This is a genomic window from Candidatus Liberimonas magnetica, from assembly GCA_020523885.1.
Taxonomy (GTDB): domain Bacteria; phylum Elusimicrobiota; class Endomicrobiia; order Endomicrobiales; family JAFGIL01; genus Liberimonas; species Liberimonas magnetica.
In genome coordinates this window covers 49,957-64,936 of sequence record JAJAPY010000018.1, presented here as the reverse complement: position 1 = coordinate 64,936, position 14,980 = coordinate 49,957, and the positions used below count along the sequence as shown (strand labels likewise).

General features: G+C 39.3%; 11 protein-coding genes. All 11 read left to right on the top strand.

Annotated features, from left to right (window positions below):
• The first annotated feature begins 176 nt into the window (after positions 1-176).
• The 11 genes from LHV68_11590 to LHV68_11540 all read left to right on the top strand — a co-directional run bounded on the left by LHV68_11590 (position 177) and on the right by LHV68_11540 (position 14,930).
• Positions 177-572 carry a hypothetical protein gene (locus tag LHV68_11590; protein ID MCB4792510.1) on the top strand — a complete coding sequence of 132 codons (396 nt, stop codon included), beginning with the start codon at positions 177-179 and terminating at the stop codon, positions 570-572.
• A 16-nt stretch (positions 573-588) separates the two neighbouring features.
• On the top strand, positions 589-2,004 hold the full coding sequence (gene secD, locus LHV68_11585; GenBank protein ID MCB4792509.1) for a protein translocase subunit SecD: 1,416 nt from the start codon (positions 589-591) through the stop codon (positions 2,002-2,004).
• 32 nt (positions 2,005-2,036) lie between these two features.
• Positions 2,037-2,963 carry a protein translocase subunit SecF gene (secF, locus tag LHV68_11580; protein ID MCB4792508.1) on the top strand — a complete coding sequence of 309 codons (927 nt, stop codon included), beginning with the start codon at positions 2,037-2,039 and terminating at the stop codon, positions 2,961-2,963.
• A 180-nt stretch (positions 2,964-3,143) separates the two neighbouring features.
• A complete protein-coding gene (locus LHV68_11575; protein ID MCB4792507.1) occupies positions 3,144-3,719 on the top strand; it encodes a hypothetical protein in 576 nt (191 codons plus the stop codon).
• A 130-nt stretch (positions 3,720-3,849) separates the two neighbouring features.
• A complete protein-coding gene (locus LHV68_11570) occupies positions 3,850-5,103 on the top strand; it encodes a 3-deoxy-D-manno-octulosonic acid transferase (protein MCB4792506.1) in 1,254 nt (417 codons plus the stop codon).
• A gap of 55 nt (positions 5,104-5,158) precedes the next feature.
• Complete coding sequence (locus LHV68_11565; protein MCB4792505.1) at positions 5,159-6,844, top strand: DUF374 domain-containing protein; 1,686 nt, start codon at positions 5,159-5,161, stop codon at positions 6,842-6,844.
• Between the two features lie 246 nt (positions 6,845-7,090).
• Complete coding sequence (locus tag LHV68_11560) at positions 7,091-8,071, top strand: glycosyltransferase family 9 protein (protein MCB4792504.1); 981 nt, start codon at positions 7,091-7,093, stop codon at positions 8,069-8,071.
• The gene (locus tag LHV68_11555; protein MCB4792503.1) at positions 8,062-9,018 is read left to right on the top strand and encodes a glycosyltransferase family 9 protein; all 957 of its coding nucleotides are present in this window, start codon (positions 8,062-8,064) and stop codon (positions 9,016-9,018) included. Before LHV68_11560 ends, LHV68_11555 begins: the two co-directional genes overlap by 10 nt.
• A gap of 10 nt (positions 9,019-9,028) precedes the next feature.
• Positions 9,029-11,110, top strand: a complete 2,082-nt coding sequence (locus LHV68_11550) for a sulfatase (GenBank protein MCB4792502.1) — start codon at positions 9,029-9,031, stop codon at positions 11,108-11,110.
• Positions 11,111-11,150: 40 nt separating this feature from the next.
• The gene (locus tag LHV68_11545) at positions 11,151-13,664 is read left to right on the top strand and encodes a sulfatase (protein ID MCB4792501.1); all 2,514 of its coding nucleotides are present in this window, start codon (positions 11,151-11,153) and stop codon (positions 13,662-13,664) included.
• A gap of 57 nt (positions 13,665-13,721) precedes the next feature.
• A complete protein-coding gene (locus LHV68_11540; GenBank protein MCB4792500.1) occupies positions 13,722-14,930 on the top strand; it encodes an O-antigen ligase family protein in 1,209 nt (402 codons plus the stop codon).
• The last annotated feature ends 50 nt before the right edge of the window (positions 14,931-14,980 follow it).

Sequence of the window (14,980 nt, the reverse complement as noted above, 5' to 3'; positions counted from 1 at the left end):
CAAAAAATTATGCTTTTTGAGTAATCAATTATTGCACTTCAAACTTGAATGTGCGGGCTGTTGTTCCTTTTTTGATATTTCAGCTGGCTAAAGTTAAACAATACCATTATATAAACCCTTTGTATTTTCCGTTTGCCATTATTTCGGCTACTGTTTTCAATGGGTTTGTAAAGGATATGAAGATAAAGGTCACAAAGTATTTAATAATATTTATAAGCATACTGGTTACAATTTATTTTCTTTTCCCTGTTATCCCAAATACGCTGGATAGCAGGGAATATAAGGATACCAAGGCACTTATCGGCCAGGTTAAAAAAATCAAGCTTGATCTAGTAACACTTAATGAAGGCTGGTGCCACTACGATAACTGCTTTATGTTCTACGCTGATAAACCTGTTATTGCAAATTCCAAGACGGAAATCGTTGATAAAATAAATTCAGATAAACCATTTTCCTTTGTCATGTCAAAAGAAAATTTCGCTGATATTGCAAAATCAATTAGACAAAACAAAATAAATATTATAAAATCTAATGAAAAATCAGTCCTATTTAGCAATTTTAAAAATATATAAAGGAAGAGGTGCCTAAATGTCAAAACTTCAGTTAAGGATTGGGTTGATAGTTGTTTTTCTGGGCCTTTCATTTTACTTTTTGTACCCGACTTATGAATGGTATAGCCTGCCTCAGCATGAGAGAGATCAAAGAGAAAAGTTGAAAGATAGTATATTAAGCAAGATACTAAACCTCGGCCTTGATTTAAGGGGCGGCGTGCATTTGATATTAGAACTAGATGCGGACAAAGTAGAAAAAGGCATTAATGTAGCCGATGCCCTAGATAGGGCCATTGAGATTATTCGTAACAGAGTCGACCAGTTCGGGGTTTCCGAGCCGTTGATAGCAAAACAGGGTGAAAAATGGATAGTTGTTCAGTTGCCTGGGATAAAGGATCCGGAAAGAGCAAAAGACCTTATAGGCAAAACGGCTCTTTTAGAATTCAGGCTCGTAGATGATTCAACCGCTCTGGGCGAGATAACCGAAAAACTTCAACAGAAAAATGCAAAAATGGCCGAGATAGATAAATATCCCGAAATACTAAAACTCCTGCCCAAAGACCGACTTATCCTGCCTGGCAAGGAAGACAGGTTTTACGTAGTAAAATCATCCCCGGAGCTTACGGGAGCCACACTAGTGGACGCTAAGGTTCAGCTGGGCGGCGAGTTCGGCTACCCTCATGTATCGCTGACTTTCAATAATGACGGAGCAAAGATATTTGCAAGGGTAACGGAAGCCTATGTTGAAAAAAACCTGGCCATAGTTTTAGACGGCGTTGTACAGTCGGCACCGGTTATCCGTTCAAGGATACCCGATGGAAAAGCGATAATCGAAGGTAATTTTACAATGGAAGACGCAAAGCTCCTTGCAACGGTGCTGCGCGCCGGCGCACTGCCTGCCCCGGTCAGGATTATCGAAGAAAGAACCGTGGGACCTACCCTCGGGGAAGATTCCATCAAGTCAAGCATTGTCGCAGGTTTGACCGGGGTACTGTTAGTAATAATATTTATGGTTGTTTACTACAAGTCCGAAGGCCTGATAGCCGACTTTGCTATGTTGCTCAACCTTGTATTTCTCTTAGGCGTAATGGCATATTTCAGGTTTACCCTGACTTTGCCTGGCATAGCCGGTATGATACTTACCCTGGGCATGGCTGTTGATGCCAATGTGCTTATACTTGAAAGAGTAAGAGAAGAGCTTAGAGCAGGCAAAAGCCCGCGGCTGTCCATTGATGCAGGCTACCAAAAAGCTTTCGTAACGATACTCGACTCAAACCTGACTACAGTTATCGCTGCGGTATTTCTGTTTCAGTTTGGCACCGGGCCTGTAAAAGGTTTTGCGGTTACCTTAATCATCGGTCTGGCGATATCAATATTTACGGCGGTATTCGTAACAAAAACTATTTATGACTTCTTGTTCCAGGAACACATAATAGAAGAAATAAAATTTTAGCATGATCTTTTAGATAACATTAGGAGGTTAAGGTGGAACTGTTAAAAAAAACTAACGTTGATTTTGTAGGGAAAAGATATTTTTTTTACGGAGTTTCAGGTTTTTTTATTCTTTTAGGGATAGTGTCAATAATACTCAGGGGCGGCCCGAATTACGGGATTGATTTTGTAGGCGGTCTACTTATACAGATTGGTTTTGATAAACCTGTCGAAATGGTAGCTTTACGCTCAACCCTTAACGAGGCCGGTATTACGGGCACTGAACTCCAGAGTTCGGGTAACTCCGTTATTCTCAGGGTCAAACATCAGAATATTGACTCGGATGCTTTTGCAGCCAAAGTGATAGATGTCTTGAGTCAGAAGTACATGGAATTTAAGCCGGTTATTGAAAGAAAGGAGTTTGTCGGGCCTACGGTAGGAAGGCATCTTGCGAAGCAGGCATACCTGGCGGTGGTTTTTTCGATGCTCGGCATAATAGTTTACGTGGCGTTTCGTTTTCATTCGGGGTTGTGGGGTACGGCTGGCGTTGTGGCGTTGTTTCATGATGTTTTTATAACCTTCGGGTTGTTTTCTGTGCTCAACAAAGAGATAACGGTCACGGTTGTAGCCGCACTTTTGACCCTGGCAGGTTATTCTATCAACGATACGATAGTAATTTTTGACCGGATAAGGGACAACCTCCGTTTTTATACCAAAGAAACGTTCTATAAAATATTAAATGACAGTATAAACCAGACCCTGTCAAGGACCGTGATAACGTCATTTACTGTTTTTATCGTGGTTATCGGGCTGTTCCTTTTTGGCGGCGAAGTGATACATGATTTTGCGTTTGCGCTTCTTATAGGCGTAATTATCGGATCTTATTCAACTATATTTATCGCAAGCCCGCTGATCTACGAGTGGGAAATCTTCAAGAAAAAAAGAATGCAGAAAATAGCGACTTTAAAATATAAAAAATAATCTTTAAGGACCAGGTGTATCCAAATTGGATAATCTAGTACGAAGAAAACTATAGTTTTGAGATTTGAATTCGAAGCTAAGTCATTCCCGCGAAAGAGGGAATCTATCTTCCTGCGGTTTAGGAAACTCTTGGTGCCTGTTTTCACGGGCATGACAACTAGCTATCTTTAGGGATAACGATTGAAAAAGATAAAGGGATTTAAGATAAACTTGCGGTTCAGGGAAATATTGCGGTTTTTGAAGGCTACGGCCAACATCTCTGAAATCACGCTGCAGCTTGAAGAAGCTGTAAAAAGGGAAAAAGCAAGGTTTGAGAAAGCCGTTAAACCGTCTGCTGTTTTTGAAACCATACCTAAAGAAAAAATAGATTTTGAGCTCGGAGTGGATATGCCAGAAGGCTGGATCGCTGCGAGTTTTTTTGTTGCTACTCTGGGCAGTGCCGTTGAAAAGGATATAACCGATGCCAAGGAAGCTTCAGAAAACCTTTTAGAAAAGATACTTCATTCTATTTTTCTTGAAGCTTTGGAGCAGTCGGCTAATTTCATAAACAGGCTCCTGTCCGATGAAGCAAAAGAAGAAAGCTGTGAAATATCGGAACGCCAGAAAGTATCTTCTTATGCAGTTCTGGAAAAAATATTTAAAATGATCTCAGTTGATAAAATAGGCGTGAATTTGCTGGAAAGCAAAGAGCTTCAGCCTCAATATACATCCTGCGGAGTGTTTTTCTGGGTCCCAAACACAAAAAAGAAGAGGTAAAGCAAGGCCGGAGCCGGCTTTAAAATTTCCTTTAAGCCGGTATCAACTCTACCACTAAACCAAGGGAACTTGAGTAAAAAGATAGAAGTTTTTCTTTTATTCCATGTTTTTCCCGTGCAAAACCACCTAAATGATTTTTTTCTACAATCTATTCCTATTTATTCTGTTGGTCCCTGCCGTAATATTCCTATACCTGCATAATAGAAAACGCTTTTATACAGACTTTTCCCCGGGGATAAAGGAAAGGTTTGGATTTTTTGAAAAAAATGTTCTGGATGAAAAGTCCAAGAAGGTATTGTGGATCCACTGCGCTTCTCTCGGAGAAATAAGGGTTGTGGAATCCTTGGCAAAACCGTTGAAGGAAAAATATACTGTGGTCATAACTGTTTTAACCCGGTCCGCCAAAGAATATGCGGTAAATAATAAACTTTCAGATCATATTTATTATGCTCCGCTTGATTTTACTTTTATCGTTCAGAAATTCATAGATTCATTTCTGCCGGATGTCCTGCTCATCATAGAAACAGAACTCTGGCCGGGCATGATAAACACCGCAAAAAAGAATAATCTAAGAGTAATAATAATTAATGCAAGATTGTCGGATCATTCATACCCGAATTATTTAAGGCTAAAATTCTTATGGCAAAAGCTCTTAAGAAAGATAGATTTTATATCTGCAAGGTCGCAAAAGGATATGGAAAGGTTCATAAGCCTCGGATGCAGCAGCGAAAATGTGAAAAATACGGGCAACCTCAAATATAATTTCCTTTCTTCAGGAAATGAGTTTTCACGCAGAGATTTCAATTTTAATGATACTGACTTAATATGGCTGTGTGCCAGCACCAGAAGCAAAGAAGAAGAGATAATTATTAATGCCTGGAAGAAGGTAATAGCATCAAATAAAGGGGTAAAACTTTTAATTGCTCCAAGGCACCTTGAAAGGATCCATGAAATAATCCGGTTATTTGAAAAAAATAACATAGCATATACTAAAAGGTCTTCTATTACAAACGATAAATTTGACTGCTTTTTGTTGGATAGTTTCGGAGAGCTGCAGAATTTCTATCCTATGAGCGATATTGTTTTTGTTGGAGGCTCGCTTGTGGATAAAGGAGGGCAGAACCCGATAGAACCCGCACGCTGTGCTAAACCGATATTGTTCGGCCCTTATATGGAAAACTTTTCAAATGAATCTAAAATACTTAAAGAATACGGCGGAGCTATAGAGGTAAAAAATGAAGATGAATTGGCCGCAAAAGCCGGTGAATTAATCTCTGACAAGAATACCCGCTTAGATACCGGCCAAAAAGCAAAAAAAGCCTTTGAAAGCCAGACAGGTTCTATAGAGCGGACATTGGATATAGTAAATAAAATAATGGAATAATAAAGCCATTACCGATCCCGCATCGGTAATGGCTTAGATAAAAGCATAGGGTAATATGGCAAAAACAGAAATATTATCGTTATTAGGATGGATAATAATAAATTTGATAGGCATAACCTTGCGGATCAGGAGAATAAACAGCCAGGTATGGAAAGAAAGAAAAAATGTTGTTTTTGGTTTCTGGCACGGCGAGCAGTTTATTCTGTGTTATTGTCATAAAAATCAAGGCGTTGTGATAATGAGCAGCCTTTCAAAAGACGGCGAGATGCAGGCAGGCATATTAAAACGCTTCGGATATAATGTAGTAAGAGGTTCTTCATCCAGGGGGGGCGAGCGGGCATTGGTAGAGATGATAAGGCTTATAAGAAAAGGTTTTTCCTGTGCTTTTGCCGTAGATGGGCCGCGGGGGCCCTATCACGAAATAAAACCTGGAGTAGCCTATCTTCCTATGAAATCCAACACGATGTATATTCCTGCTATCAGCGCCTCAAAACATCGTATAGTGTTCACTAAAGCCTGGGACAAGTATGAGATGCCTGTTCCTTTCAGCCCTGCTGTAGTCTGTTACGGTAAACCGATAGAGGTCAAGGAAGATAAAGCCCTTGCCGGATACCTGGCTGAAATGAAAAATTCAATGGAAGAATTGACAGCTTTTACGCACAAGTATTACTGGTCAAAAGAGCCGAGGGAGTACCTTGAACATCATCCTAATCCGAAGATACTTATGATACAGCCGAGCCGTATGGGGGATGTTGTATTCTCTTTGCCGACCTTATCGGTTTTAAGAAAGAAATATCCGAAAGCCTGGATAGGCTGGTTTGTCGATGAACGCTGTGCTCCACTTTTAGAAGGAAATCCCGACCTTGATGAAATAATAGTCTTTGACAGAAGCAATGTGTCATATACTTACCTGAGAAGCCTGAAAGAAAGTTTAAGGAAAAAAGAAATAGATGTAAGCCTCGACTTGCACGGTCTTTTTAAATCCGCTTTTATGGCCTGGCTGGCTGGTGCGCATTTTAAACTGGCTTCGTCGTCTACTAACGGGATGAGAGAATTATCCTGGCTTATATCCAGAGAGATAAAGGCCCCAAGCCAAAATATGCACTGCATAGAGAGGCATCTTGAAGTTGCGGCATACCTTGGCTGTGATACGGGAAAGATTGATTATAAATTCAATGTAGATGAAGAGAAATCCACAAAAGTTGATGAGATATTAAAGGCCCTGAAGATCGACCGTGCTAAACCACTGATATTAATACATCCTGGCGGCGGTTGGGTCGCAAGAAGATGGTTCCCGGAAAGGTACAGCGAGCTCATAAACAGGTTAGTACTCGAACTAAAAGCCGAGGTTATTCTGATCGGGGGGAAAGAAGGCGGAAGTAAAGAGAAAGGATTAAATGAAAAGATAAGGTCTTCTTCTAAAAGCGATGTTAAAGATTTGACCGATAAATTAGATTTAAAAGAGTTAATGGCATTGTACAAAAAAAGCAGTTTGTTCATTGGAAATGAAGCCGGGCCCATGCATATAGCGGTTGCTCTGGGCCTTCCGACTGTTGCCATAATAGGGCCGACTGATCCGGGCCGGACGGGCCCTTATAAAGGTGACACAATAATAGTCACAAAAAAAGTGGACTGTCAGCCGTGCAGGGAACGGAACTGTAGAACGAAGGTATGCATGGAACGCATCAGTGTCCAGGATGTTTTTGAAGCAGCAAAAATACAATTAGGAATCAAAGATTAAATATAAGAGGTTACCCCGCCGTGATGTAAGTCCCGCCTTGGCGGGAATGAATGTAATGATGGCGGGATGTCACGTTGTTCAAAGGAGCCTCCGGCTCCTGCCGGAGGGGTTCCACTCTAAAAAGTCTGATTTTGTCATTCCTGCGAAAGCAGGAATCCAATCTTTCGTTGGACTCTGCACTTACTGGATTCCCATTTTCATGAGAATGACACCTTTTAAGACCGGATTCATATAAAAATAAATATTATGAAGATATTAATAATAAAACCAAGCTCATTCGGAGACATTATACATGCAAATCCTGTGATTGCTGCTTTAAAAAAGCTCTATAATGATTCCCATATTACATGGCTTGTTTTTGATTCTTTTAAAGATATACTAGCGCTTTTCCCCGGCCTGGATAATACGATAGTCTGGGACAGGAAAGGCGGCATAAAAGAGTTTGCGAGGGTAGTACGCCTTATCAGAAAGGAAAAATTTGATCTGGTCATAGACCTTCAGGGATTATTCCGGACAGGTTTGATATCTTTTCTTTCAGGAGCAAAAGAAAAAATAGGTGTCCCGGGTTTAAAAGAATTTAGTAATATTTTTATCAGAGAAGTTTATCCGGAAAATAAAAATTTAAATGCGATAAAAAGGAATCTTGAAACCGTACGCTATCTGTCAGGACAAAAAATAAACCCTGAATTCAACATAAAGATACCCAAAGAGGTTAAGGAAACAGGGAAAAACATCATTGATAACCTTAAACTTGGTCCGGGTGAAAAGGTAATTGCTATGCTTCCTTTTTCACGCGGTCTTTCCAAAATCTGGCCGCTTGCCTATTACGAAGAACTCGCTACCCTTCTTCTTAAAGAATTTGAAAAAACAAAAATCGTTATTCTTGGGAACAAGAGCCTGCCTTTTAAAACATCGGGTGAGAGAGTTATGGATTTATGCGGTAAGACTTCTATACATGAGCTGGTTGTGATATTAGGCAATTCCAAAGTAGTAATAGGCGGGGATACTGGCCCTATGCAGCTTGCTGCTTCGCTTGATATACCGGTTGTAATGATATTCGGCGGTTCTGATGTGAATGAAACGTCCCCTGTTTCAAAAAAACTGTCTATATTGAAAAAAGATTATCCCTGCTCTCCGTGCAGGACAAGCCCTATTTGCAAAGATTTTCCGTGCTTAAAAGATATAAAACCTGAAGAGGTTTTAGGTAAAATAAAAAAATGGATATAGAAAAAGAAAAAGTAATATTTTTCCATATGAACCAGCTGGGTGACCTTCTTTTTAGCTTTCCTTTATTAGCCGCAGCAAGAAAAACCTGGCAGGATAAAAAGATATATTCTTTAGCAAGAAAGGAGTTTGCCGCTATCTTAAAAGCGGCGGGTTTTGTAGATGAAGTTATAATTAAACCTGATGATTTATTTAGTAAGTTAGACTTATTGAATAAATTAAAAAAGGAAGGCTTTAAAAAGTCAGTATTATTTTCTGAATCGCCGGAATCGCTGTTGTTGAGTTATTTTTCGAATATACCTCAAAGGTACGGGTTTCAAACCGCTTCCTTAAACTCCCTTTTGACAAACAAGACACCAAGAATGGGTGTTCCGTCAATAGCTAATAACAAAAGCCTTGCCGGCAGCCTTGGTTTAACCGGTATACCGGATGATTATTCAGGGCTTGTTGCGGTCCCTGAGATAGAACTGAATAAAGCTCAGAGCTGGCTTGCAAAAGAAAGGATAACTTCCGGTTTTGTCGTTATATCTCCCGGTGCAAGCAAAAAAAGAAAAGAAAAATGCTGGATAAAAGAAAACTGGGTAAAAGTTATCCAGCTGATAAAAAATACGAGCCTTATCCCCGTACTTACAGGAGCTCCGAATGAATATGGAGAACTGGCGGCGATAGCTAAAGATGTAAACGGGCCTGTCAGGATATTTGTTCCTAACGAAGGGATAATGCCTCTTGCGGCGCTTATGAAAAAAGCAAGGTTATTTGCCGGCATAGATTCCGGGGCTATGCATCTGGCCGCAAGCCTTCAAGTGCCGGTTGTGGCATTGTTCGCTCTGACCGATCCGGGCCAGGTAGGGCCGTTTCCTTTAGAAAAAAACACAGTAATTAAGAAAAATGCAATGATGGAAATAACCCCACAAGAAGTTTTTTCCGCCATCTCTTCTCTGTATAAATGAGACTTTAAAAATGAATAAAATATCCAAGTATTTATTTTTCAACGGTATTTATAGCGGGATATTCTTTTACCTGTTCCTTTTTGTTATATCCTTATTATGGAATGCAGGTTTCAGCGCTATGGGAGTTAAACAGTCCGAAGTAAGCAAGTTTATCGTTTCGAGGTTTTGGCCTGAAGTTATTTTTATACAGTTGAAAATACTCTTAGCATATTTAAGTCTAGGATTATTGACAGGCTTCATAGTTGAATTTATAGGCCAAAACACAGTCTTCAAGTTTAAAGGGATGAAATTTTTTTTACTTGTGTTTATAACTTCATATTTACTCATATACAGCATAAAAATATACCCGCAGTTATATACTGAAACATTCTACGATAGAGGCGGCATATTAAGGTCTTTCCAGGTCTTTATAACTGATAGCATACCTTTCGGGTTCTTCAAAACATTTAATTACTTCCTTTGTCTTTTTTTTGGTTTTTCGCTTATCTCCTGGATGTTACGGAATTTTAAACGAAGCTTATATATAATTTCCTGTGTTCTAGTATTTGTTTTATCTGTTTGTATAGTAAAAATCATCATATTTCCAAAAAGATACGTACAGAATACAGGCCCGAATATTTTAATACTTGCGTCTGATTCCTTAAGGTTCGACAGAGTATATGATAGAAAAGACCTGGCTCCTAACATCAATGCTTTGATCGATGAAGGAGTCATCTTCAGGTCTCATTTCAGTTCTCTGCCCCGCACGTTCCCTGCGATGATATCACTATTAACAGGCCGATTCCCCGTGCATCACGGTGTCAGGCACATGTTCCCTGATAAGTGGAACAGGGATCTCCGGCCTTACAGTTTCGTCGAGGATTTAAAAAATGCAGGCTATTCAACTGCCGTCGTGGGTGATTTTGCCGGAGATGTTTTTTCAAGGATGCAGATAGGTTTTGAAAGAATAGCTGCGCCGTATTTTAATTTTGTGACTTTAATAAACCAGAGAAGCCTTGAAATGCATTTTTTCCTTTTGCCCTATTTGACCAATAACTTCGCAAGGAAGGTATTCCCGGAGTTAAAAGAGTTTGCAAATAATGCAGACCCCTTTATCCTTGAAAAGGAACTTGAATCTAATTTAAACTGCCTAAAAAAAAATGAAAAATTCTTTTGCCTGACATTTTATTCCGCAACCCATTTTCCTTATGCTGCCCCATACCCGTTTTATAAAAAGTATACTCCAGACGGTTATACTGGCAGGTATAAGTATCATAAGCCTCCGACCATTTATGAAAAAGAAAAAATAACCGAGGACGATATTAAGCAGATAAATGCCTTGTACGACGGGTGTGTAAGCGCTTTTGATTCATCCGTAGCAACGGCTGTAGAATATTTAAAGAAAAACGGCCTGTATGATAATACTATCATAATCATAACAGCAGACCACGGAGAGAACCTTTATGAGAACGGGTGGTCAATAGGCCATGGCGAGCATTTGAGAGGGCCTTATGCAATAAAGTTACCTTTGATCATTAAATTCCCCAAGAATGAGTATGCTAAGACAAAGATCGATTGCGTAACAAGAGAGATAGATGTTATGCCCACGCTTTTGGAACATTTGGGGTATTCCAAATATAATGCAGGCAATAAAAGAACACTGGCAAGAGAAGAAGAATTAACAAAACTTGACGGGCAATCCTTGATGCCTGTACTAAGAAAAGAAAAAGATAGCTTAGGATTAAAAGCATTTTCTGAAACAGGTATATGGTTCAGCGACATAACGGACGGGTTTTATCAGAAACAGAGAATAAACTACCCGGATATAACAGGCATTTCGGAAGTGGATTTTACATATAACCTTGAGCCTGTTATTAAAAACAAATACAAGGCTACCGTTGTCGTGGCAAAACACAGGATGGTTGATGACGGCAAGTACAGGCTTATCTATATACCTACTCGCGACGGTGTAAAATATGAGCTGTATAATGTAGGCTCTCCGGACGGTTATTTGACCGATATATCCGGCAAAAACCTGGCAAAACTCCAGGAACTGAAGAAATATCTGGTAAATATTCTAGAAAATAACGAAAATGTCTTAATAAAAGATTGAAAAATACAATAAAAAGCATATAGAAAATAAAGCTTTTACTATGAAAAAAACACTGAATATTTTATTTAAATCTCTTGGGGCGGTAGTTGTTTTGTTCGGCTTATTCTATATATTTTTAGTAATCCCGAACGATTCAAGGATAAATATGCCGGATTTTGATTCGGATAGGATCGGGAACCGGCATTTGCTTATCTATGACCTTATAAAAATGCTCCCGAAGGCTGACATCCTAAGCCCGAACATCGAAAGTGCAAATAAAGCGCTTCTAAAATACCCTTATAAGCAAAATTCGCCCTATTTGCACTCTCATGAGATGAACCTGCATTTATCTTTGGGGTGGTTCCCGTTAAAGACACATCATGAAGACTGCATATTTGCACCCGATACTACACAAATAGAATACAACCTTTTATTGCCAGATAAACCGGTCTTGAAGTTTAATTATGGAACAATATCTTCCATCAACAGGCAGCTGTGTGACCCCATGAGGTTTTCTGTAATAGTAATAGATAAGGACAATCAAGAACACAAGATATTTGAAAAAAACGAATTTTCTTTTTACCCTTTTAAATATGAAAGCACGGACCGGTATTATAAAGACTTTTATAAATATTTTTATCCAGGGATGAAAGACAGGGACGGTGCCTGGAATTTTGAAAATATAAGCCTGGAGGATTTTGCAGGCCAGAAAGTAAAAATAAAGTTTATCACAAAAAAAATAAGCATGAACAGAAATCTTTATAATATGGATGAAATTGAAAAGAGCAATCCAGACAGATGTTTTACAATGCCCCTCAGGGATGCCGGTGATATCTTTAAAAGAGGTGGTTGCCAGGGGCTTGCTTTCTGGGGCCAGCCTGCTGTATACAACAAAGTTAGTAATATAGATAAACCTAACGTTATTTTGATCGTTATTGACTCACTGAGAGGGGATTGCATCTCAAAAGGTTATACTCCTAACCTTTACAGATATAAAGAAGAAAGTGTGGATTTTACAAAAGCCCTTTCAAACGGCAATATGACAAAGCTTTCAGTGCCTTCTTTCCTTATGTCAAGGTATCCTACGGAGATAGCTGAGATCAGCATGCATTATGATGTCACAAAAATTGAAAGAGAAAAATTCTATTCAAGAAAACTTGAAACCCTGCCTTCGGTACTAAAAAAGAACGGATACCGTACTGCAGCCATCGGTTCCTGTTCGTTGTTTTGCGACGGCCACGGGTTTTCTGCAGACCTTGGCTTTGATGAAGTTATAAACCTTGAACATTCCGGGTACAGCCCGCCTCATGTCACAATGACGGGCATAGACTGGTTGAAAAAACACGGGCAGGAAAAATATTTCCTTATGCTTTATTATGACGGGCCTCACGGGCCGTACAGGCCCCCTTTAAGATACTTGTGGGCCTCGATGAAACAAGGCCACGTGCTGTCGAATGTACGAAAGATGCTTTATATGGGAGATGTGGCTTACCACGACAAGTATATCGGTTATTTAAGGGAATTCCTGGAATCTTCGGGACTGGATAAAAAAACCGTGATAGTGTTTACAGCTGACCACGGAGTGACTTTCCGGAGCCTCGTATTTGACTGGCCAACCAAGTTCGGTGCCTGGAAAAAGAAAAGGATGACATTCCATTCCCACGGTGTTTCTCTTACACCGGACGATATAAACGTGCCTTTGATGTTTTATGCTGCAAAGCCCCCAAGAAAGATAGATACATATGTCCAGCTTCTGGACTTGGCGCCTACCATATTGGATTTAACCGGCTCAAAGATACCGCAGGGTTTTAAGGGCAAGAGTTTGCTTTCTTCCTTTGATTCCGGGAAATTCGGTGGACATTTGGTAAGTTTTCATCAGGGATGGCAGAACAGGGGAGTATACTGGAAAGGCAGGTGGCTGTATATAAATAATTTCAAAGAACGTGACGGATTCCCTAAAGAATCAGTCGTTCCCGAAGAGCTCTATGACTTAAAAGAAGATATAATGTGCCTGAAAAATTTAGCGTTGATACATCCTTGGAGTTTGTCGGTTACCTCCAAGACAAGAGGACTTTTAAGGAATTTTATTCCGGATAACAGCGAGAATAAATTATTGTTTATTGGAAAAAAGAATAGCAAAGCCGTAGTTTCGATTAAGTTTGAACAAATAGAAGAAGGGCTTTTGTATGATATGAAGACTTCAGGAAAAATGCTCAAAAAGACAGGAAATATGTTCAGTGTCGAATTAAGTAACGGGCAGGATATTGTATTTAATACTAATAATCCTGGCCAGACCTTTACTTTAAACTGTTTTGTTGATAAAATAATCCTTAAAAAACAAGAGGTTCTGGCTGGGGAGATGGCGCTTCCTGTACTGCAAAGCCTGGCCTTGGATCAAAGATCCCTGGAACTTATAAGCGGCTGGCCGGAAGAAAGCATTATTTCAAAAATATATACTCTGCCAAAGGTCATTTTAGGCACTGTATCGGATAAGATGCAGGCAAAAGAAAATATTGGAAACTCATCTGCACAGCTTAAGTCCATGCTTGAGCAGTGGGGATATATAAACCAGTAGTAAGTTATAAGCTATAAGAATTAAGAAAAAGAAACCAAAACACCAAACAAATTGAATATGAACAAAATAACGGATAAAGTACTAAAAATATTAAACTATTTATTTGCATTGAGCATGCCGTTTACGCATGTAATAGGGTATATTACGGGAGGGGTAGCTTTTCTTTTTTCCTGGGACCAGTGGAAAAGGTTAAGGCATGAAAAGTTATTTTTCTGGCTGAAAATATTAATGATATACGGGCTTATCCGTTCATTTTTCTCAGAAGAGCCGAATATAGGTTATATGGCGATGTTGGGTTATTTGACGCAATGGATGTTCCCTTTTGTTCTGGGATATACGTTGCCGGATTTCTCATCTTTTAGAAAATCTTTCTGGACATATTATATTACATTTACAATTCTTGTTTTCCTGTCAATACTGGCATTTTTTGGTTTGTTTCCAAAAATAATATTTACAGATTTTGAATTTGCAAAAGAAGGCCTGCTAAAAGGAGGGCGTTCCCATATAGCTTTAGCAGCTTTATGCCTCTTGGCTTCGTTTTTGTCACTTGGACATTATCTGCATAATTCTGGACTTAAAATGCCAGTGAAGAACTTCTTTATTTTTCTTTTATTATTCTTTTTAGGATCTATTTTCCTTACCGGTTCAAGGGGTTATTATGCGGCAGCTTTGATCACATATTTAATATTAGGCGCAGTATATGGAATAAGGTCATGGGCCATAAATTCTAAGTTAAAGGTCATCACTGTTACAACGGTTTTAGTTATAACTGCGCTGTATTTTTTATCTCCTACGATACGTGCGCGAATAAGCAGAACTAATTATAACGACGGAAGCGTTCAGGAAAGATTGAGCTTATACAAAGTAGCGTTATGGGAAATAAAAGCAAGCCCTGTTTTTGGCTACGGGCCGGGCCAGGGAATAAGGCAGGAGTTGTTCTACAAAATGCTGCCGGACAATGCGCAGACACCTGTTTTAAGGCACCACCCTCACCTTCATTCGTTCTATCTTAATTTTGCTGCTGAATTCGGTTTATTGGGTATGTTGGTATTGTTTTTTGTATTTTATTCATGGTTAAAAGAAGTTTGGAAAATGTATCTTTTATCGGATGGTTTCTATAAAGCTGTAGCCTTCGGTTTGTTCTGGGGTATAATAGGAATTATGTTCGGAGATTGCCTTGATACTCTTCTGCGCGGGCCCGGGGTAGCGATGGAGTTGTTCTGGCTTACTGGGCTTATTATGGGGCAAAGAAACTTTACTCTTTAAAACATTAAGATGTTTTAAAGAATTCAAAATGCAAAATGAAAAATGTAAAA

What these genes read in the sequence shown, in the direction of transcription:
- LHV68_11570 (MCB4792506.1), top strand. Translation starts at nt 3,850, where the DNA reads ATGATTTTTTTCTACAATCTATTCCTATTTATTCTGTTGGTCCCTGCC.
- secD (MCB4792509.1), top strand. Translation starts at nt 589, where the DNA reads ATGTCAAAACTTCAGTTAAGGATTGGGTTGATAGTTGTTTTTCTGGGC.
- LHV68_11560 (MCB4792504.1), top strand. Translation starts at nt 7,091, where the DNA reads ATGAAGATATTAATAATAAAACCAAGCTCATTCGGAGACATTATACAT.
- LHV68_11555 (MCB4792503.1), top strand. Translation starts at nt 8,062, where the DNA reads ATGGATATAGAAAAAGAAAAAGTAATATTTTTCCATATGAACCAGCTG.
- LHV68_11545 (MCB4792501.1), top strand. Translation starts at nt 11,151, where the DNA reads ATGAAAAAAACACTGAATATTTTATTTAAATCTCTTGGGGCGGTAGTT.
- LHV68_11590 (MCB4792510.1), top strand. Translation starts at nt 177, where the DNA reads ATGAAGATAAAGGTCACAAAGTATTTAATAATATTTATAAGCATACTG.
- LHV68_11540 (MCB4792500.1), top strand. Translation starts at nt 13,722, where the DNA reads ATGAACAAAATAACGGATAAAGTACTAAAAATATTAAACTATTTATTT.
- LHV68_11550 (MCB4792502.1), top strand. Translation starts at nt 9,029, where the DNA reads ATGAATAAAATATCCAAGTATTTATTTTTCAACGGTATTTATAGCGGG.
- LHV68_11565 (MCB4792505.1), top strand. Translation starts at nt 5,159, where the DNA reads ATGGCAAAAACAGAAATATTATCGTTATTAGGATGGATAATAATAAAT.